18 protein-coding genes are annotated in these 21,093 nt (G+C 52.8%); 8 read left to right on the forward strand and 10 right to left on the reverse strand.

Going from position 1 to position 21,093, the window contains the following annotated elements:
- Positions 1 to 48 precede the first annotated feature (48 nt).
- Genes thiC through thiH form a run of 6 tightly spaced genes read left to right on the forward strand, consistent with a single transcriptional unit; the run spans position 49 to position 5,416 of the window.
- On the forward strand, positions 49 to 1,947 hold the full coding sequence (gene thiC, locus OGV65_RS09390) for a phosphomethylpyrimidine synthase ThiC (protein ID WP_286454887.1): 1,899 nt from the start codon (positions 49 to 51) through the stop codon (positions 1,945 to 1,947).
- Complete coding sequence (thiE, locus tag OGV65_RS09395; RefSeq protein WP_047498837.1) at positions 1,947 to 2,582, forward strand: thiamine phosphate synthase; 636 nt, start codon at positions 1,947 to 1,949, stop codon at positions 2,580 to 2,582. Before thiC ends, thiE begins: the two co-directional genes overlap by 1 nt.
- Positions 2,575 to 3,333, forward strand: coding sequence for a HesA/MoeB/ThiF family protein (locus OGV65_RS09400; protein ID WP_279263632.1), 759 nt, complete (start codon positions 2,575 to 2,577; stop codon positions 3,331 to 3,333). Before thiE ends, OGV65_RS09400 begins: the two co-directional genes overlap by 8 nt.
- Positions 3,314 to 3,514: a sulfur carrier protein ThiS gene (gene thiS, locus OGV65_RS09405; protein ID WP_047498831.1), complete on the forward strand. Its 201-nt coding sequence runs from the start codon at positions 3,314 to 3,316 to the stop codon at positions 3,512 to 3,514. The genes OGV65_RS09400 and thiS overlap by 20 nt, the downstream gene beginning before the upstream one ends.
- Position 3,515: 1 nt before the next feature.
- Positions 3,516 to 4,286 (forward strand): thiazole synthase, encoded by a 771-nt coding sequence (thiG, locus tag OGV65_RS09410; protein ID WP_016157944.1) that lies wholly within the window; start codon positions 3,516 to 3,518, stop codon positions 4,284 to 4,286.
- On the forward strand, positions 4,283 to 5,416 hold the full coding sequence (gene thiH, locus OGV65_RS09415) for a 2-iminoacetate synthase ThiH (RefSeq protein WP_016157943.1): 1,134 nt from the start codon (positions 4,283 to 4,285) through the stop codon (positions 5,414 to 5,416). The genes thiG and thiH overlap by 4 nt, the downstream gene beginning before the upstream one ends.
- A 120-nt stretch (positions 5,417 to 5,536) precedes the next feature.
- Here thiH and cspE read toward each other — a convergent pair whose 3' ends face one another.
- Positions 5,537 to 5,749, reverse strand: a complete 213-nt coding sequence (gene cspE, locus OGV65_RS09420) for a transcription antiterminator/RNA stability regulator CspE (protein WP_016155304.1) — start codon at positions 5,747 to 5,749, stop codon at positions 5,537 to 5,539.
- A 1,090-nt stretch (positions 5,750 to 6,839) separates the two neighbouring features.
- Here cspE and OGV65_RS09425 point away from each other — a divergent pair.
- Positions 6,840 to 7,145, forward strand: a complete 306-nt coding sequence (locus OGV65_RS09425; RefSeq protein WP_016155303.1) for a PTS sugar transporter subunit IIB — start codon at positions 6,840 to 6,842, stop codon at positions 7,143 to 7,145.
- A gap of 4 nt (positions 7,146 to 7,149) precedes the next feature.
- Entirely contained in the window at positions 7,150 to 7,467 is a 318-nt protein-coding gene (locus OGV65_RS09430; protein ID WP_047415986.1) for a PTS lactose/cellobiose transporter subunit IIA, read from the forward strand.
- Positions 7,468 to 7,614: 147 nt separating this feature from the next.
- Here OGV65_RS09430 and rpoC read toward each other — a convergent pair whose 3' ends face one another.
- From rpoC to tuf, 9 genes are all read right to left on the reverse strand, one after another.
- The gene (gene rpoC / locus OGV65_RS09435; protein WP_016155301.1) at positions 7,615 to 11,838 is read right to left on the reverse strand and encodes a DNA-directed RNA polymerase subunit beta'; all 4,224 of its coding nucleotides are present in this window, start codon (positions 11,836 to 11,838) and stop codon (positions 7,615 to 7,617) included.
- A gap of 76 nt (positions 11,839 to 11,914) precedes the next feature.
- A complete protein-coding gene (rpoB, locus tag OGV65_RS09440) occupies positions 11,915 to 15,943 on the reverse strand; it encodes a DNA-directed RNA polymerase subunit beta (protein WP_003033111.1) in 4,029 nt (1,342 codons plus the stop codon).
- 320 nt (positions 15,944 to 16,263) lie between these two features.
- On the reverse strand, positions 16,264 to 16,629 hold the full coding sequence (rplL, locus tag OGV65_RS09445) for a 50S ribosomal protein L7/L12 (RefSeq protein ID WP_000028882.1): 366 nt from the start codon (positions 16,627 to 16,629) through the stop codon (positions 16,264 to 16,266).
- 66 nt (positions 16,630 to 16,695) lie between these two features.
- Positions 16,696 to 17,193, reverse strand: coding sequence for a 50S ribosomal protein L10 (rplJ, locus tag OGV65_RS09450; RefSeq protein WP_005132895.1), 498 nt, complete (start codon positions 17,191 to 17,193; stop codon positions 16,696 to 16,698).
- Between the two features lie 358 nt (positions 17,194 to 17,551).
- Positions 17,552 to 18,259, reverse strand: coding sequence for a 50S ribosomal protein L1 (gene rplA, locus OGV65_RS09455; RefSeq protein WP_016155300.1), 708 nt, complete (start codon positions 18,257 to 18,259; stop codon positions 17,552 to 17,554).
- 3 nt (positions 18,260 to 18,262) lie between these two features.
- Positions 18,263 to 18,691 (reverse strand): 50S ribosomal protein L11, encoded by a 429-nt coding sequence (gene rplK / locus OGV65_RS09460; protein ID WP_003033122.1) that lies wholly within the window; start codon positions 18,689 to 18,691, stop codon positions 18,263 to 18,265.
- A 155-nt stretch (positions 18,692 to 18,846) separates the two neighbouring features.
- Complete coding sequence (gene nusG / locus OGV65_RS09465; protein WP_003033125.1) at positions 18,847 to 19,392, reverse strand: transcription termination/antitermination protein NusG; 546 nt, start codon at positions 19,390 to 19,392, stop codon at positions 18,847 to 18,849.
- A 1-nt stretch (position 19,393) separates the two neighbouring features.
- On the reverse strand, positions 19,394 to 19,777 hold the full coding sequence (gene secE / locus OGV65_RS09470; protein ID WP_003033128.1) for a preprotein translocase subunit SecE: 384 nt from the start codon (positions 19,775 to 19,777) through the stop codon (positions 19,394 to 19,396).
- 230 nt (positions 19,778 to 20,007) lie between these two features.
- The coding region (gene tuf / locus OGV65_RS09475) for an elongation factor Tu (protein WP_160955304.1) at positions 20,008 to 21,093 on the reverse strand (1,086 nt) is incomplete at its 5' end.

Below are 21,093 nucleotides of genomic sequence, written 5' to 3' on the forward strand. Positions count from 1 at the left end.
TCCGTCGTCTGACAAGCCATATCCTTACTTTTTTATTTGGAATGAGCTATGTCTGCCACTACTAAACCATCACGCCGCGAACAGCGCGCCCAAGCCCAACACTTTATCGACACGCTGGAAGGTACCGCCTTTCCTAACTCAAAACGCATCTACATCACCGGTTCGCAGGCGGATATTCGCATCCCGATGCGCGAAATCCAGCTAAGTCCTACGCTGATTGGTGGTACGAAAGACAACCCGCAGTTTGAAGAGAACGAAGCCGTGCCGGTGTACGACACCTCCGGGCCGTACGGCGATCCTGATGTGGCGATTAACGTTCAGCAGGGTCTGGCGAAACTGCGCCAGCCATGGATTGCGGCGCGTAACGATAGCGAAGAATTAGACGACCGTAGCTCCGCTTATACCAAACAACGTCTGGCCGACGATGGCCTGGACGAGCTGCGTTTCAGCGGCCTGCTGACGCCAAAACGCGCTAAAGCCGGCAAGCGCGCTACCCAGTTGCACTATGCCCGTCAGGGGATGGTTACCCCGGAGATGGAATTTATCGCCATCCGTGAAAACATGGGCCGCGAGCGCATTCGTAGTGAAGTGCTGCGCCATCAGCATCCAGGGATGAACTTTGGTGCTCGCCTGCCGGAAAATATCACCCCGGAATTCGTGCGTGATGAAGTCGCTGCGGGCCGCGCGATTATTCCTGCCAACATCAACCACCCGGAATCCGAGCCGATGATCATCGGCCGCAACTTCCTGGTGAAGGTGAACGCCAACATCGGTAACTCGGCGGTGACCTCCTCCATTGAAGAAGAGGTGGAGAAGCTGGTGTGGTCGACCCGCTGGGGCGCAGATACGGTGATGGACCTCTCCACCGGCCGCTATATTCACGAAACCCGCGAGTGGATCCTACGTAACAGCCCGGTGCCGATCGGTACCGTACCGATCTACCAGGCGCTGGAGAAGGTTAACGGGATCGCTGAAGATCTCACCTGGGAAGCCTTCCGTGACACGCTGCTCGAACAAGCCGAACAGGGCGTCGACTACTTCACCATTCACGCGGGCGTATTGCTACGCTACGTGCCGATGACCGCCAAACGCCTGACAGGAATTGTCTCGCGCGGCGGTTCGATCATGGCGAAATGGTGTCTCTCTCATCACAAAGAGAACTTCCTGTTTGAACATTTCCGCGAGATTTGCGAAATCTGTGCCGCTTATGACGTTTCGCTCTCTCTCGGCGACGGCCTGCGTCCAGGCTCGATTCAGGATGCCAACGACGAGGCGCAGTTCTCCGAGCTGCATACGCTGGGCGAACTGACCAAAATCGCCTGGGAATACGACGTGCAGGTGATGATTGAAGGCCCGGGTCATGTGCCGATGCATATGATCCAGCGCAATATGACCGAAGAGCTGGAGCACTGCCTTGAAGCGCCGTTCTACACCTTAGGGCCGTTGACGACAGATATCGCGCCGGGCTATGACCACTTCACTTCCGGCATTGGTGCGGCGATGATCGGCTGGTTTGGCTGTGCGATGCTGTGCTACGTCACGCCAAAAGAGCACCTTGGCCTGCCGAACAAAGAAGACGTGAAGCAAGGGCTGATTACCTACAAGATTGCCGCCCATGCCGCTGATTTAGCCAAAGGCCATCCGGGAGCGCAGATCCGCGATAACGCCATGTCGAAAGCGCGCTTCGAATTCCGCTGGGAAGACCAGTTTAACCTCGCACTCGACCCATTCACCGCCCGCGCCTATCACGATGAAACCCTGCCACAGGAGTCCGGCAAGGTTGCCCACTTCTGCTCCATGTGCGGGCCGAAGTTCTGCTCGATGAAAATCAGCCAGGAGGTCCGCGACTACGCCGCCGCACAAACCATTGAAATCGGAATGGCGGATATGTCGGAGAACTTCCGCGCCAAAGGCGGCGAAATCTACCTCAAAAAAGAGGAGGCGTGATGTACCAGCCTGATTTCCCGACCGTGCCGTTCCGCCTCGGGCTGTACCCGGTGGTAGACAGCGTTGAATGGATTGAACGCTTGCTGCAGGCAGGTGTGCGCACGATCCAACTGCGCATTAAAGATAAACGTGATGAAGAGGTCGAAGCCGACGTCATTGCCGCCATAGAGTTGGGGCATCGCTATGATGCTCGCCTGTTTATCAACGACTACTGGAGTCTGGCAATTAAGCACAACGCGTACGGCGTGCATCTGGGCCAGGAAGACCTCGAAACCACCGACCTGAAGGCGATTCAGGCGGCGGGGCTACGCCTGGGTGTTTCCACTCACGATGATATGGAGATAGACGTAGCGCTGGCTGCTAAGCCTTCTTATATCGCGCTGGGTCATGTCTTCCCGACGCAAACCAAGCAGATGCCGTCGGCCCCGCAGGGTCTCACGCAGCTGGCAAGCCATAGTAAACGACTGGCGGATTACCCCACTGTCGCTATCGGCGGCATCAGCCTTGAGCGCGCCCCGGCGGTGCTGGCGACCGGTGTTGGCAGCATTGCCGTGGTCAGCGCCATAACCCACGCCGCAGACTGGCAGGCAGCCACGGCGCAGCTACTGGACATTGCGGGAGCCGGCGATGAATGACCGCGATTTTATGCGCTACAGCCGCCAGATCCTGCTCGGCGACATTGCCATTGAGGGCCAACAAAAGCTGCTCGATAGCCATGTGCTGATCGTCGGCTTAGGTGGGCTCGGCTCGCCTGCGGCACTGTATCTGGCGGGAGCGGGCGTCGGCACGCTGACGTTGGCGGACGATGATGACGTTCATCTGAGCAACCTGCAACGGCAAATATTGTTCACCACCGATGATATCGCCCGCCCGAAAGCACAGGCGGCAAAGCGACATCTGGCACGCCTTAATCCGGACAGCGAGCTGGTCGTCCTTGAGCAGCGGCTGACCGGTGAGGCGCTCCGGCATGCGGTAGCGCGTGCCGACGTGGTGCTCGACTGTACCGACAACATGGCGACGCGCCAGGAAATTAACGCCGCCTGCGTGATGCTCAACACTCCGCTCATCACCGCCAGCGCTGTGGGCTTTGGCGGCCAGCTAATGGTACTGACGCCACCGTGGGAACAAGGCTGTTACCGTTGCCTGTGGCCGGATGATGTAGAGCCGCAACGCAACTGCCGCACCGTCGGCATCGTCGGCCCGGTTGTGGGCGTGATGGGCACCTTGCAGGCGCTGGAGGCGATTAAATTACTCAGCGGCATTGAAACTCCCAGTGGGGAGCTACGCCTGTTCGACGGTAAAACCAGCCAGTGGCGCAGCCTCGCGCTACGTCGTGCCAGCGGCTGCCCGGTCTGCGGAGGACAACATGCAGATTCAGTTCAATGATGAGCTAATGCAGTGCGCCGAGGGACAAACCGTCAGCGGGCTGCTCACTGCGCTAAATCAACTTAAACCGGGAGCGGCGCTGGCGCTCAATCAGCAGATCCTGCCGCGCGAGCAGTGGGAGCAGCAAATCGTGCAGGAAGGCGACCAGATCCTGCTTTTTCAGGTTATTGCAGGGGGTTGATATGTTACGTATTGCCGACAAAACGTTTGATTCACATCTGTTCACCGGCACCGGAAAATTTGCTTCGTCGCAGCTGATGGTCGAGGCGATTCGCGCCTCCGGCAGCCAGTTGGTGACGCTGGCGATGAAGCGTGTGGATTTACGCCAGCACAACGATGCCATTCTGGCCCCACTTATCGACGCGGGGGTGACGCTACTGCCTAACACCTCTGGGGCGAAAACCGCGGAAGAGGCTATTTTCGCCGCCCAGCTGGCGCGTGAAGCGCTGGGCACAAACTGGCTAAAATTAGAAATCCACCCGGACGCCCGCTGGCTATTGCCGGATCCGATTGAAACGTTAAAAGCCGCGGAAGCATTGGTGAAACAGGGCTTTGTGGTGCTGCCCTACTGCGGCGCGGATCCGGTGCTGTGTAAGCGGCTGGAAGAGGTCGGCTGCGCGGCGGTAATGCCGCTCGGCGCGCCCATCGGTTCTAATCAGGGACTGGAAACGAAAGCGATGCTGGAGATTATTATCCAACAGGCAACCGTACCGGTGGTGGTTGATGCGGGTATCGGCGTCCCCAGCCACGCCACACAGGCGCTGGAAATGGGTGCCGACGCAGTGCTGGTCAACACGGCAATCGCCGTGGCCGACTGCCCGGTCACGATGGCTACCGCCTTCCGTCTGGCGGTTGAAGCGGGCCTTCTGGCGCGCCAGGCGGTACCAGGAAGCAAAAGTTCGCAGGCAAGCGCCACCAGCCCGTTAACCGGATTCCTGGAGGCCTTCGTATGAAAACGTTCAGCGACCGCTGGCGCCAGCTTGACTGGGATGACATCCGCCTGCGTATCAACGGTAAAACCGCCGCTGACGTGGAGCACGCCCTCAACGCTTCACAGCTTAGTCGCGACGATCTGATGGCGTTGCTCTCCCCTGCCGCCGCCGACTTTCTGGAGCCGTTGGCACAGCGAGCGCAGCGCCTGACCCGGCAGCGCTTCGGCAACACGGTCAGCTTTTATGTTCCGCTATATCTCTCAAATCTTTGCGCCAACGACTGCACCTACTGCGGCTTTTCCATGAGCAACCGTATCAAACGCAAAACGCTGGACGAAGATGAGATAAAACGAGAGTGTACCGCTATCCGTGAGCTGGGTTTTGAGCATCTGTTGTTGGTCACCGGTGAACATCAGGCAAAAGTCGGAATGGATTACTTTCGTCGCCATTTGCCCACCATTCGCCGCCAGTTTGCCTCGTTGCAGATGGAAGTTCAGCCGCTGTCAGAGGCTGAATATGCGGAGCTGAAGACTCTGGGACTGGATGGCGTGATGGTGTATCAGGAGAGCTATCATGAGGCGATTTACGCTCGCCACCATCTGAAGGGGAAAAAGCAGGATTTCTTCTGGCGACTGGAAACGCCGGACAGGCTGGGCCGCGCAGGGATCGACAAAATCGGTCTTGGCGCGTTGATTGGTTTGTCCGACAGCTGGCGGGTCGATTGCTATATGGTGGCTGAACATCTGCTGTGGATGCAGCAGCATTACTGGCAGAGCCGCTACTCCATCTCCTTCCCTCGCCTGCGCCCATGCACCGGTGGCGTTGAACCCGCATCGATCATGGACGAGCGACAGTTGGTCCAAACCATTTGCGCGTTTCGTTTACTGGCGCCAGAAATTGAGCTGTCGCTCTCCACCCGCGAATCGCCATGGTTCCGTGATCATGTGATCCCGCTGGCGATCAACAACGTCAGCGCCTTCTCAAAAACACAGCCCGGCGGTTATGCCGATAACCATCCTGAACTGGAACAGTTCTCCCCACACGACGCCCGTCGCCCAGAAGCCGTTGCTGAAGCACTAATGGCGCAGGGGTTACAGCCCGTGTGGAAGGACTGGGACAGCTATCTGGGACGCGCTTCGCAGATGCCGTAAGTCCGGAGCAATCGCATAAAACGAAAAAACCCGCTTTCGCGGGTTTTTTCTTCACTGCCACTTAACTGCTCAGGCTCTGGCCTTCATCGCTATCGTAAGCATTAGTGAAATTATCGGCGATTACAGCGCGACAACATTAACAGCAGACGGGCCTTTAGCGCCATTCTCCACAGAGAACTCCACTTTTTGACCTTCGTCTAATGTTTTAAAATCGTTACTCTGGATAGCAGAGAAATGCACAAACACGTCCTTGCTACCGTCCTGAGGAGTGATAAAGCCGAAGCCTTTCTCAGAGTTAAACCATTTTACTAAACCAGTCATTTTGTTAGACATAGATACTTCCTTTCATATTTTTGAGCCGCTTAAGCAGCGAAGATGGCCTGTTTTGCAGAAATTAACTTATGGGGCACTTAGGGAGGAGGCTCATGAAGAAGAGTATCTGAGGATAACGCTTGAACTGAGAACTGCTTTACTAAAACTGCTTTCATAAGGTCTGTGTATCAAACCGATGTCGCTATAGTAGACTTACTTCTAATCAATAAGCAAGCATTAATTTATTTAATAATCGATTAACGCCGAAATGTTACACCATTGCGGTTGAGCATTTCAGGTAACAACTTGATCTAAAATGAACAAAAGCCCTGACCATTGCAGTCAGGGCTTTAAGTTACTACACACTTCAAATTTAACATTAATAAACTTAACGATTTAGTACTGCTGATGGTACTACTTTAAAATGTACACGTTTACTACAGATAATATTGGATATTGATACTAACTAAAAACGTCCTCTATTTACCGTTAAACACATTCCACCCGCTTGATAATAGAACTCAAGGCTGGTGACCTAAACAAGTACACTTCCCCTCGCGACATATACTCTTTGATGCGTTGCCTTATTTCCCTTGCGATAACCAGAAAACAGAAACCGCAAACATTTACTATTAAATCATGGCGTTACATCGTCGCGTTTTACTAACTATTTGCGATTAGATATATCAACTACGTGGCCTGAAAGCATTGTCGAGGTGAATAAATAGCGTTTTCAGCATCGACTATCCCATACAAAAATACTTCGTGGCCTTTATCGCAACCCCCAATCAAGCTCTACTAACACTTACTACCTTAACAGCAAACTACAATTTCTCCGCTGTTAAGCATTAACATACGGGTTTAAAAAACGCTGTCAATACTGTTTTTTATAACATGTCTTTATTAACAGTGATTATATATTCCTGCATATGATAAATGGGTCAACAATCGCCAAATCAGGGCCAGATCGTAGGGTTGAGCCTCTTTTTGTAACCGGTTTCAGAAAAAGTGACTTTCTTTGTGATGCCTTGCACACAATCGTTGCAAAGCAGTTGTTGCTGCGACTGGCTCGCGATAATTATCAACCCACACATGTTGATCGAGACTACTTATGAAAAACATCGTTTTATGCTGTGCCGCCGGAATGTCCACCAGCATGCTGGTGCAAAAGATGAAAGATGCCGCCCAGAAAAAAGGAGTCGACGTCACTATCAAAGCGGTCCCGGTGGCTGAGTTTGAAGAGAATATCGCCACTGCGGATATCGTATTGCTCGGCCCACAGGTTAAGTATGAACAGGCCAAGCTGCAGGCGCTCGCCGACCCGCTAGGAAAAAAAGTCGCCGTTATCGATATGATGGATTACGGCATGATGAAAGGCGATGCGGTACTGGACAAAGCGCTGAAACTACTGGAGTGATGGCATGGAAGAGTTAGAAACGATCATCATGGAATTATTGGTAAACGCCGGAGCTGCGCGCAGTCAAGCCCTGACGGCGTTGCAACTGGCGCGTAAAGGTGATTTCGCTGGGGCAGAACACGCGATGATAGAATCACGCGAGTATGTTAAACAAGCGCATAAAATCCAGACCCAACTGATCGGAATTGACGAAGGTACCGGCAAACTACCGGTTAATCTCATCACCGTCCATTCCCAGGACCACCTGATGAATGCCATGGTGATTCAGGATCTGGCAGGCGATATGATTGAACTGTATCGACGCTTACCACCAGTAAACTGATCGGATGGCGTAAGCCGTAGGCCTCATAAGCCTGGCGTCATCATGCCGGATGGCAGCTGCTGCCTTATCCGGCCAACATAATACATCTTAAATCCATCGACATAAAAAAACCCGCCGAAGCGGGTTTTTTATTAGCGTCAGCAACGATTAATCGTTGTCAGAACCGCCCAGGCCTGCGTTCAGCAGTTCTGCCAGGCTGGCAGACGCATCTTCAGCAGTCACCTGCGGAGCAGCTGGCAGTTCGCCCGCTGCACGGCGGCGCATACGATCCTGATGGTACGCATAACCGGTACCCGCCGGGATCAGACGACCCACGATAACGTTCTCTTTCAGACCGCGCAGTTCATCACGTTTACCTGCAACAGCGGCTTCGGTCAGGACACGCGTGGTTTCCTGGAACGATGCTGCAGAGATGAAGGACTCGGTCGCCAGAGACGCTTTGGTGATACCCAGCAGATCGCGGGAGAATGTTGCACCCACTTTGCCGTTCGCTTCCAGATCGCGGTTAGCAATCTTGACGCGGGAGTATTCAACCTGCTCGCCTTCCAGGAAGTCGGAGCTACCAGCGCTTTCGATGGTGGCTTTACGCAGCATCTGACGAACGATAACTTCGATGTGCTTATCGTTAATCTTAACGCCCTGCAGACGGTATACGTCCTGAACTTCGTTAACGATATAACGAGTTACAGCATGCACACCACGCAGACGCAGGATGTCGTGCGGCGCTTCCGGACCGTCGGAAACAACGTCACCACGTTCTACACGTTCACCTTCGAACACGTTGAGCTGACGCCATTTCGGAATCATCTCTTCGTACGGCTCGCTACCGTCTACCGGGGTGATAACCAGACGACGTTTACCTTTGGTTTCTTTACCGAAGGAAATGATGCCGCTGATTTCAGCCAGGATTGCCGGCTCTTTCGGACGACGTGCTTCGAACAGGTCCGCAACGCGCGGCAGACCACCGGTGATATCCTTGGTACCGCCGGATTCCTGCGGAACACGCGCCAGGGTGTCACCAGAACTGATCTGTACGCCATCTTCCAACTGAACAATCGCTTTACCCGGCAGGAAGTACTGAGCAGGCATATCAGTGCCTGGGATCAGAACGTCGTTGCCCTGAGCATCAACAATTTTCAGTGCCGGACGCAGGTCTTTACCACCCGCAGTACGTTCTGCAGAATCCAGAACCACCAGAGAAGACAGACCGGTCAGCTCGTCGGTCTGACGAGTAATGGTCTGGCCGTCGATCATGTCAGTGAAGCGGACGAAACCACTCACTTCGGTGATAACCGGCATGGTGTGCGGATCCCAGTTCGCTACGGTTTCGCCGCCAGCAACCTGTTCGCCATCACCTTTCGCCATAACGGAGCCGTAAGGCACTTTATAGCTTTCTTTGGTACGGCCGAATTCGTCGATCAGTTTCAGTTCGGTGTTACGTGAGGTGATAACCAGTTTACCGCTGGAGTTAACAACCGACTTCGCATTGCTCAGACGGATGCTACCTTTATTTTTCACCTGGATGCTGGATTCAGCAGCCGCACGAGATGCCGCACCACCGATGTGGAACGTACGCATCGTCAGCTGTGTACCCGGTTCACCGATGGACTGTGCCGCGATAACGCCGATTGCTTCACCTTTATTGATGATGTGGCCACGCGCCAGGTCACGACCATAGCAGTGCGCACATACACCAAAGTCGGTGTCACAGGATACAACGGAACGGACTTTGACGGAGTCAACGGAGTTCTCTTCCAGCAGGTCACACCACTGTTCGTGCAGCAGCGTGTTGCGTGGAACCAGAATATCCGCCGTACCCGGCTTCAGAACGTCTTCAGCAGTCACACGACCCAGAACGCGATCGCGCAGCGGTTCTTTAACGTCACCACCCTCGATAACCGGGGTCATGGTGATGCCTTCCAGCGTGCCGCAATCGTCTTCAGTAACAACCAAGTCCTGCGCAACGTCAACCAGACGACGAGTCAGATAACCGGAGTTCGCTGTTTTCAGTGCGGTATCCGCCAGACCTTTACGAGCACCGTGAGTAGAGATGAAGTACTGGAGTACGTTCAGACCTTCACGGAAGTTCGCGGTGATTGGCGTTTCGATGATGGAGCCATCTGGCTTAGCCATCAGACCACGCATACCAGCCAGCTGACGAATCTGTGCTGCAGAACCACGCGCACCGGAGTCGGCCATCATGTAGATGCTGTTGAAGGAAACCTGCTGCTCTTCTACGCCGTCACGGTTAATCACGGTTTCGGTTTGCAGGTTATCCATCATCGCTTTGGATACACGATCGTTCGCCGCAGCCCAGATATCGATAACTTTGTTATAGCGTTCGCCTGCGGTTACCAGACCAGACTGGAACTGCTCCTGGATCTCAGCAACTTCAGCTTCCGCTTCAGAGATGATCTCGTGTTTCTTCTCTGGGATGACCATGTCATCAATACCAACAGATGCACCTGAACGCGCTGCATAAGCAAAGCCGGTGTACATTGTCTGGTCAGCGAAGATAACGGTCGGCTTCAGGCCCAGGATGCGGTAACAGGTGTTCAGCATTTTGGAGATTGCTTTCTTGCCCAGCGCCTGGTTGACGATGGAGAAAGGCAGACCTTTCGGTACGATCATCCACAGAATGGCGCGACCAACGGTCGTGTCTTTCAGGCTGGTGTGCGCAACGAATTCGCCGTTTTCATCTTTTTCGTATTCAGTGATACGCACTTTAACGCGCGCATGCAGAGAGGCCAGACCTGCGCGATAGATACGCTCAGCTTCTTTCGGGCCAGTCAGCACCATGCCTTCGCCTTTGGCGTTAACACAGTCACGGGTCATGTAGTACAGACCCAATACAACGTCCTGAGACGGAACGATGATAGGTTCGCCGTTCGCCGGAGACAGGATGTTGTTGGTAGACATCATCAGCGCACGCGCTTCGAGCTGGGCTTCCAGCGTCAGCGGTACGTGAACAGCCATCTGGTCACCATCGAAGTCGGCGTTATATGCCGCACAAACCAGCGGGTGCAGCTGGATAGCTTTACCTTCGATCAGTACCGGTTCAAATGCCTGGATACCCAGACGGTGCAGGGTTGGTGCACGGTTCAGCAGTACCGGGTGTTCGCGGATAACTTCGTCGAGGATATCCCAAACGACAGCTTCTTCACGCTCAACCATTTTCTTAGCGGCTTTGATGGTGGTGGCCAGGCCACGCAGTTCCAGCTTGCCGTAAATGAACGGTTTGAACAGTTCCAGTGCCATTTTCTTCGGCAGACCGCACTGATGCAGACGCAGGTATGGACCTACGGTGATTACAGAACGACCGGAGTAGTCAACACGCTTACCGAGCAGGTTCTGACGGAAACGACCCTGTTTACCTTTGATCATATCGGCCAAAGATTTCAGAGGACGTTTGTTAGAACCGGTGATCGCACGACCACGACGACCGTTATCCAGCAGGGCGTCAACCGCTTCCTGCAGCATACGTTTTTCGTTACGTACGATGATGTCCGGCGCAGCCAGATCCAGCAGACGTTTCAGACGGTTGTTACGGTTGATCACGCGACGGTACAGATCGTTCAGATCTGATGTTGCGAAACGACCACCATCCAGCGGAACCAGCGGACGCAGATCTGGCGGCAGAACCGGCAGAACGGTCAGGATCATCCACTCTGGCTTGTTGCCAGACTGTACGAATGCTTCCAGCAGTTTGATACGTTTGGTCAGCTTCTTACGCTTGGTTTCGGAGTTGGTTTCGTTCAGCTCTTCGCGCAGAGTTTCGCACTCTTGCTCCAGATCCATGCTCTTCAGCAGGGCCTGGATTGCTTCCGCACCCATCTTCGCGTCGAATTCGTCACCGAACTCTTCCAGCGCGTCCAGATACTGCTCTTCAGTCAGGATCTGTTGACGTTCCAGGTTAGTCATACCGCCTTCGATAACCACATAAGATTCGAAGTACAGTACGCGTTCGATATCGCGCAGCGGCATATCGAGCAGCAAACCGATACGGGACGGCAGAGATTTCAGGAACCAGATGTGAGCGGTCGGAGACGCCAGCTCGATGTGGCCCATACGCTCACGGCGTACTTTAGTTTGGGTCACTTCAACGCCGCACTTCTCACAGATCACACCGCGGTGTTTCAGGCGCTTGTACTTACCGCACAGGCACTCATAGTCTTTTACCGGCCCAAAGATACGGGCGCAGAAAAGGCCGTCACGTTCAGGTTTGAACGTACGGTAGTTGATGGTTTCCGGCTTCTTAACTTCACCGAAAGACCATGAACGGATCATGTCTGGCGAGGCCAGAGCAATTTTGATCGCATCAAACTCTTCGGTTTTAGTCTGCGCTTTCAGAAACTTTAATAAATCTTTCACGGATTTGCTCCCGTCGGAGTTAGCACAATCTGGCGCTGGCTGTTACGCCAGCACCAGTGACCTGTTTGATCGAGAGTTACTCGTCTTCCAGCTCGATGTTGATACCCAGCGAACGAATCTCTTTCAACAGTACGTTGAAGGATTCCGGCATGCCTGGTTCCATCTGATGGTTGCCGTCCACGATGTTTTTATACATCTTAGTACGACCGTTCACGTCATCAGACTTAACGGTGAGCATTTCCTGCAGGGTGTATGCCGCGCCGTATGCTTCAAGCGCCCACACTTCCATCTCCCCGAAGCGCTGACCACCGAACTGAGCCTTACCACCCAGCGGCTGCTGAGTAACCAGGCTGTAAGAACCGGTAGAACGCGCATGCATCTTGTCATCAACCAGGTGGTTCAGTTTCAGCATGTACATGTAGCCAACGGTAACCTGGCGCTCGAACTGCTCACCGGTACGACCGTCGAACAGTGTGATCTGACCGGAAGTCGGCAGGCCACCCAGCTGTAACAGTTCCTTGATTTCAGACTCTTTCGCACCGTCGAACACCGGCGTTGCGATCGGCATACCTTTTTTCAGGTTTTCAGCCAGACGCAGAACTTCTTCATCGCTGAAGGTATTCAGGTCAACTTTCTGACGAACATCTGAACCCAGATCGTAAGCACGCTGGATGAATTCGCGCAGTTTCGCGACTTCCTGCTGCTGTTTCAGCATGGCGTTGATCTTATCGCCGATACCTTTCGCAGCCATACCCAGGTGGGTTTCAAGGATCTGACCGATGTTCATACGCGATGGTACGCCCAGCGGGTTCAGCACGATATCTACCGGCGTACCGTTAGCATCGTGTGGCATATCTTCGATCGGGTTGATCTTAGAGATTACACCCTTGTTACCGTGACGACCTGCCATCTTATCACCAGGCTGGATCCGACGTTTAACCGCCAGATAAACCTTAACAATCTTCAGCACGCCCGGTGCCAGATCGTCGCCCTGAGTGATTTTACGGCGTTTCGCTTCGAGTTTTTTCTCGAACTCGTGTTTCAGTTCGTCGTACTGCTCAGCCAGTTGTTCCAGCTGATTTTGTTTCTCTTCGTCGGTCAGGCCGAGTTCTAACCAGCGATCGCGCGGCAGTTTGTCGAGCTTCTCAGCTTCAACACCACCGGAAACCAGCACAGCGTAGATACGGCTGAACAGGCCAGCTTCGAGGATTTGCAGTTCTTCAGACAGGTCTTTTTTCGCCTGCTTCAGCTGCATCTCTTCGATTTCCAGCGCACGTTTGTCTTTTTCTACGCCATCGCGAGTAAAGACCTGAACGTCGATAATCGTACCGGAAACACCGTTTGGCACGCGCAGAGAAGAGTCTTTAACGTCAGACGCTTTCTCACCGAAGATCGCACGCAGCAGCTTCTCTTCTGGCGTCAGCTGGGTTTCACCTTTCGGCGTTACCTTACCAACCAGAATATCGCCACCGGTTACTTCCGCGCCGATATAAACGATACCGGATTCATCCAGTTTGGAGAGCGCAGCTTCACCCACGTTCGGGATGTCAGCGGTGATCTCTTCCGGCCCCAGCTTGGTGTCACGGGACACACATGCCAGTTCCTGAATGTGGATGGTGGTGAAACGGTCTTCCTGGACAACACGCTCAGATACGAGGATGGAGTCTTCGAAGTTGTAACCATTCCATGGCATGAATGCCACGCGCATGTTCTGACCGAGCGCCAGTTCACCGAGGTCGGTGGACGGACCGTCTGCCAGCACATCACCACGTTCAACCGGTTCGCCCAGAGATACGCAAGGCATCTGGTTGATACAGGTGTTCTGGTTAGAACGGGTGTATTTGGTCAGGTTATAAATGTCGATACCTGCTTCGCCCGGGTACATCTCGTCTTCGTTAACTTTGATAACGATACGGGAAGCATCCACGTACTGGACAGTACCGCCACGTTTAGCAACCGCGGTAACACCGGAGTCGACGGCAACAGCACGTTCCATACCGGTACCAACCAGCGGCTTATCAGCACGCAGAGTCGGAACCGCCTGACGTTGCATGTTCGCACCCATCAATGCACGGTTGGCGTCATCGTGTTCCAGGAACGGGATCAGGGACGCACCGACGGATACCACCTGCTGGGTGGATACGTCCATGTAGTCAACCTGGTCACGGCTGAACAAGCTGGATTCGCCTTTGCTACGGCAGGTAACCAGATCTTCTACAAAGTGGCCTTCGTCATCCAGGTTGGAGTTCGCCTGAGCGATAACGTAGTTGCCTTCTTCGATAGCAGACAGGTAATGAATTTCGTCAGTTACAACACCGTCGGTCACTTTACGGTACGGAGTCTCGAGGAAGCCGTATTCGTTAGTCTGTGCGTACACGGACAAGGAGTTAATCAGACCGATGTTCGGACCTTCAGGCGTTTCGATTGGACATACGCGACCGTAGTGAGTCGGGTGTACGTCTCGAACTTCGAAGCCTGCGCGTTCACGGGTCAAACCGCCTGGGCCGAGTGCAGAGATACGACGTTTGTGCGTAATCTCAGACAGCGGGTTGTTCTGGTCCATAAACTGAGACAGCTGGCTGGAACCAAAGAACTCTTTCACTGCTGCAGAAATCGGCTTAGCGTTGATCATATCCTGAGGCATCAGGGTATCCAGATCGCCCAGAGACAGACGCTCTTTCACCGCACGCTCAACACGTACCAGGCCAACGCGGAACTGGTTTTCCGCCATTTCGCCTACGGAACGGATACGACGGTTACCGAGGTGGTCGATATCATCGACTTCGCCTTTACCGTTACGGATATCGATGAGCTTCTTCATCACTTCGATGATGTCGTCTTTGCTCAGGATACCGGAACCTTCGATTTCGTCGCGCAACAGAGAACGGTTGAACTTCATACGACCAACCGCAGACAGGTCATAGCGGTCTTCGGAGAAGAACAGGTTCTCGAACAGGCTTTCAGCAGCTTCACGCGTCGGCGGCTCACCAGGGCGCATCATGCGGTAGATTTCTACCAGCGCGCTCAGACGATCGTTGGTTGGGTCGACGCGTACAGTTTCAGAAATGTACGGACCGTGGTCCAGATCGTTGGTGAACAGCGTTTCGATACGCTTGTGGCCAGACTGGCTCAGCTTAGCCAGCAGATCCAGACTCAGCTCCATGTTAGCTGCGCAGATCAGCTCGCCAGTAGATTCGTCAACGTAGTCTTTAGCCGCAACTTTACCAGCAATGTATTCAACCGGAACTTCGATATGTTTGATATCGTCTTTTTCCAGTTGGCGAATGTGGCGCGCAGTGATGCGACGGCCTTTTTCGACGTAGACTTTGCCGTTAGCTTCGATGTCAAAGGAGGCGGTTTCACCACGCAGGCGTTCCGGCACCAGTTCCATCTGCAGCTTGTTGTCACGAATTTCGAAAACAACTTTCTCAAAGAACAGGTCAAGGATCTGCTCAGTGGTGTAGTTCAGTGCACGCAGAATAATGGTCGCAGGCAGTTTACGGCGACGGTCAATACGTACGAACAGGTTGTCCTTCGGATCGAATTCGAAGTCCAGCCAGGAACCACGGTAAGGGATAATACGCGCGTTATACAGCACTTTACCCGAAGAGTGGGTTTTACCTTTGTCGGAGTCAAAGAAGACGCCAGGACTACGGTGCAGCTGAGAAACGATAACACGCTCAGTACCGTTGATAACAAAGGTACCGTTGTCTGTCATGAGCGGAATTTCGCCCATGTAGACTTCTTGTTCTTTAATGTCTTTTACGGTGCCTTCCGGCGCTTCGCGCTCGTAGATCACCAGGCGCAGTTTTACGCGCAGCGGTGCGGAATAGGTCACGCCACGGATCTGACATTCCTGAACGTCAAACACCGGTTCGCCAAGGCGGTAGCTGACGTATTGCAGCTCGGAATTACCGCTGTAGCTCTGAATCGGGAAAACGGAACGGAAAGCTGCTTCCAGACCATACTGCCCTTCAGGATCTTGCTCGATGAACTTCTGAAACGAGTCAAGCTGGATAGAAAGGAGATAAGGTATGTCCAACACTTGCGGACGTTTACCAAAATCCTTACGAATACGTTTTTTCTCGGTATAGGAGTAAACCATTAGGGTTCCTCAGCTCGCTGACAAGTCGACCCATCTGTCCGACGAAGGGACAGTTTGTGCAACACTATTTTGTTGACCGGAAAATCGAATACTTTCCGCAATGCCTGTTGCTATCACGCTTAAACCATTTCATTGCGATTTACACAGAACTGACGTTCTGTCGCAGTATATTAAGACGTCGATAGAAACAAGCATTGAAAGGCACAGCAGTAGTCAAACAGTGTGAAATGCTACTGGCGCCTTACAGCGCAAAAAGGCTGGTGACTAAAAAGTCACCAGCCATCAGCCTAATTTCTTAGGCTGCAACCAGAAAAGTTGGCTTATTTAACTTCAACTTCAGCGCCAGCTTCTTCCAGAGATTTTTTCAGTGCTTCTGCGTCGTCTTTGCTCACGCCTTCTTTCAGCGCAGCCGGTGCAGATTCTACCAGGTCTTTAGCTTCTTTCAGACCCAGGCCAGTTGCGCCACGTACTGCTTTGATAACAGCAACTTTGTTAGCGCCAGCAGCTTTCAGAATTACGTCGAATTCAGTTTTTTCTTCAGCAGCTTCAGCCGGGCCAGCAGCTACAGCTACAGCAGCAGCAGCAGAAACACCGAATTTTTCTTCCATTGCAGAAATCAGTTCTACAACGTCCATTACGGACATAGCGGATACTGCTTCAATGATTTGATCTTTAGTGATAGACATTTAAATTGTTCCTGAAAATCAGAATAAGTTTATACGTAAGCAGATGCTTTACAAAGATAACTGCGATTAAGCAGCTTCTTTCGCATCGCGTACAGCAGCCAGAGTACGAACCAGTTTGCCAGCCGAAGCTTCTTTCATGGTTGCCATCAGGCGTGCAATTGCTTCTTCGTAGGTCGGCAGAGTTGCCAGGCGATCGATATTCGATGCCGTAATCAACTCACCTTCAAAGGCTGCGGCTTTGACCTCAAATTTTGCATTCGCTTTCGCGAACTCTTTGAACAGACGAGCAGCAGCGCCCGGGTGTTCCATAGAGTATGCAATCAGGGTCGGACCAACAAACGTGTCTTTCAGGCACTCGAACTGAGTACCTTCAACGACGCGGCGCAGCAGGGTGTTACGAACAACACGCATGTATACGCCAGCTTCACGACCTGCTTTACGCAGTTCAGTCATTTTATCTACAGTTACGCCACGGGAATCCGCAACTACTGCAGACAGCGCGCCTTTGGCTACTTCGCTGACTTCAGCAACAATCGCTTGTTTGTCTTGAAGATTTAAAGCCATTAGCTTTGCTCCTGGATGTTTGCCGGAACTCATGTTCCGGAACTCACTTCACTCCCCCCAACGGAGAGAGCGTCTAAATACGGTGAGCAGAAACAAGCCAGAGTATCAGAAATAATCTTAGCGTTCTGTCACCGTCTACGCAGGGCATTAAGTTTCTTACGAAACACCTGCGGTCTTCGACGGAGGCCTGGATTAGGCCAGGCTCCAACGAACAAATCTTTTCTATCTGTCGCTATTCAATCTGTAGTGGCGTTGACTGCCTTGCCACAGCCTGAATATCTCAGATATACGTCTGCAATTAGCAGAATACGTGGGGGTAAGATTGTAGACAAAATCACCGCCCACGTAAAGGCGAATATTAGTTCGCCACAGTCGCAGTCAGACCGGACTGATCAACGGCAACGCCAGCACCCATGGTGGTGGAGATGCTAACTTTCTTGATGTACACGCCTTTTGCCTGAGTCGGTTTTGCTTTTTTCAGCGCAACCAGCAGAGCTTCCAGGTTTTCTTTCAGTTTGTCAGCGTCAAAATCCACTTTACCGATGGTGGTGTGGATGATGCCGTTTTTGTCGTTACGGTAACGAACCTGACCAGCTTTAGCATTCTTAACAGCTTCAGCAACGTTAGGAGTTACAGTACCAACTTTCGGGTTTGGCATCAGGCCGCGCGGACCCAGAACCTGACCCAGTTGGCCAACAACGCGCATTGCATCCGGGGAAGCAATAACAACGTCAAAGTTCATTTCGCCTTTCTTGATCTGTTCAGCCAGATCTTCCATACCTACCAGCTCAGCGCCTGCAGCTTTAGCAGCTTCAGCGTTTGCACCCTGGGTAAATACGGCTACGCGAACGGAACGGCCAGTACCGTGCGGCAGTACAGTTGCACCACGTACGTTCTGGTCAGATTTACGAGCATCGATGCCGAGGTTAACAGCAACGTCCACGCTTTCTACGAATTTAGCAGTGGCCAGCTCTTTCAGCAGAGCGATAGCTTCGTTGATGTCATACTGCTTAGTAGCATCAACTTTGTCACGGATCACGGACATGCGCTTGGTCAGTTTAGCCATTTCTTAGTCCTCCACTACCAGGCCCATGGAACGTGCAGTACCTTCAATGGAGCGAGTCATCGCTTCAATGTCGGAACCAGTCATGTCGGCAGCTTTGGTCTGCGCGATTTCCTGCAGCTGAGCGCGGGAAATTTTACCCACTTTGTCTTTGTTCGGCTTGCCGGAACCAGACTTGATACCAGCCGCTTTCTTCAGCAGAACTGCTGCCGGAGGCGTTTTGGTAACGAAAGTGAAAGAACGGTCAGCGTAAACGGTGATAACAACCGGGATTGGCAGACCTTTTTCCATGGAATCAGTTTTAGCGTTGAACGCTTTGCAGAATTCCATGATGTTCACGCCTTGTTGACCCAGTGCAGGACCTACCGGCGGACTCGGGTTAGCCATACCAGCTGCAACCTGCAGCTTGACATAGGCTTGGACTTTCTTAGCCATTCTAAATTCCTCTAGTTGGGTTATAACGCCTCAAGGAGGCTCCCCGTGATTAAATTCGTTTTACGGATAGGATCCATAAAAACAAAAGGCGCGAAATTGTATTCCAATCTCGCGCCTTGTGCAACGCTTAAATCGTCGCTTTTTTGATCGGGGTGTTAGGCTTTTTCAACCTGAGCGAAGTCCAGTTCAACTGGAGTCGCACGACCGAAGATAGATACGGAAACTTTCAGACGAGACTTCTCGTAGTCCACTTCTTCAACCACGCCGTTAAAGTCAGCGAACGGACCGTCGCTAACGCGAACCATTTCACCTGGCTCAAACATCGTTTTCGGACGCGGCTTGTCGCCAACCTGCTGCAGACGGTTCATGATCGCATCAACTTCTTTGTCGCTGATCGGCGCCGGACGGTCAGAAGTACCGCCGATAAAGCCCATCACACGCGGCACGCTGCGCACCAGGTGCCAGCTTGCGTCATTCATCACCATCTGGACCAATACATAGCCCGGGAAGAATTTACGTTCGCTCTTGCGACGCTGACCGCCACGGATTTCGACCACTTCTTCGGTCGGCACCATGACTTCGCCAAACAGCTCTTCCATATTTTGTAACTTGATATATTCGCGCAGCGATGTAGCTACGCGGCCTTCAAAACCGGAAAACGCCTGAACGACGTACCAGCGCTTTTTAGGGGCTTCAGACATCTTAGAACCTCAGGCCAGTGATAAAGGATACCAGGCGAACCAGAATACCATCCAGTCCCCACAGGATCAGTGACATTACTGCGGTAACCGCAGCCACAATTAATGTGGTGTGCAATGTTTCCTGGCGAGTTGGCCAAATGACCTTACGGACTTCGGTTCTCGCTTCACGGGCAAAAGCAACGGTCGCTTTACCTTTTGTTGTCAACAGCGCGACACCACCCGCTGCGGCAATCAGAATCACTACGGCCAGCGCACGCAGCGGCAGCATCATGTCACGATAGAGGTAGTTGCCAACGATAGCTACAAGCAGCAATACAGCGACAACAACCCACTTCATCGCTTCCAGGCCGCGCCCGCTTCCTTGAGCTTCGGTATTCGCACTCATAAACCAACCTGTCAGAAGTATTCTACAAACATTTTCACCCCGCGTAAGCGAGGCGATCCAAACCGAAATGCTCTGGTGCGTTTCGGACTAAACGCCCTCTTCAGAGCCTGTCTCAGCAATGATTATGACAAATAAAATCACTGATGAGCCAGGTTCTGGTGTGAAAGCGTGCAAAAAGGGCATCAAATGATGCCCTTTTATTGCGCATTGCGTCAAATGTTATTCGGCAATTAGCTCATTACTTTGGCAACAACGCCCGCACCAACAGTACGGCCGCCTTCACGGATTGCGAAACGCAGACCGTCGTCCATCGCGATTGGGTGGATCAGGGTAACAACCATTTTGATGTTGTCGCCCGGCATTACCATCTCAACGCCTTCCGGCAGTTCGATGGTACCAGTCACGTCAGTAGTACGGAAGTAGAACTGCGGACGGTAGCCTTTGAAGAACGGAGTATGACGGCCGCCTTCGTCTTTGGACAGAATGTACACTTCAGATTCGAACTTGGTGTGCGGCTTGATAGAGCCCGGCTTAGCCAGTACCTGACCACGTTCGATTTCTTCACGTTTGATACCACGCAGCAGAACACCAACGTTCTCACCAGCACGGCCTTCGTCCAGCAGTTTGCGGAACATTTCAACGCCAGTACAGGTAGACTTAGCAGTATCCTTGATACCAACGATTTCAACTTCTTCACCAACTTTGATGATACCGCGCTCTACACGACCGGTAACAACGGTACCACGACCGGAGATGGAGAATACGTCTTCGATAGGCAGCAGGAACGGCTTGTCAATCGCACGCTCTGGTTCCGGGATGTAAGAATCCAGGAAGCCAGCCAGTTCGATGATTTTCGCTTCCCACTCTGCTTCGCCTTCCAGCGCTTTCAGAGCAGAACCACGAACGATCGGAGTGTCGTCGCCCGGGAAATCGTACTGAGACAGAAGTTCACGAACTTCCATTTCTACCAGTTCCAGCAGCTCTTCGTCATCAACCATGTCGCATTTGTTCAGGAACACGATGATGTACGGAACGCCTACCTGACGACCCAGCAGGATGTGCTCACGAGTCTGCGGCATCGGGCCGTCAGTCGCAGCAACAACCAGGATCGCGCCATCCATCTGCGCAGCACCGGTGATCATGTTTTTAACATAGTCGGCGTGGCCCGGGCAGTCTACGTGTGCGTAGTGGCGAGTCGGGGTGTCATATTCAACGTGAGAAGTGTTGATGGTGATACCACGAGCTTTTTCTTCCGGCGCGTTATCGATCTGGTCGAATGCACGAGCAGCACCGCCGTAGGTTTTAGCCAGTACGGT

The organism is Citrobacter sp. Cb004 (genome assembly GCF_030337065.1).
Classification (GTDB): domain Bacteria; phylum Pseudomonadota; class Gammaproteobacteria; order Enterobacterales; family Enterobacteriaceae; genus Citrobacter; species Citrobacter braakii.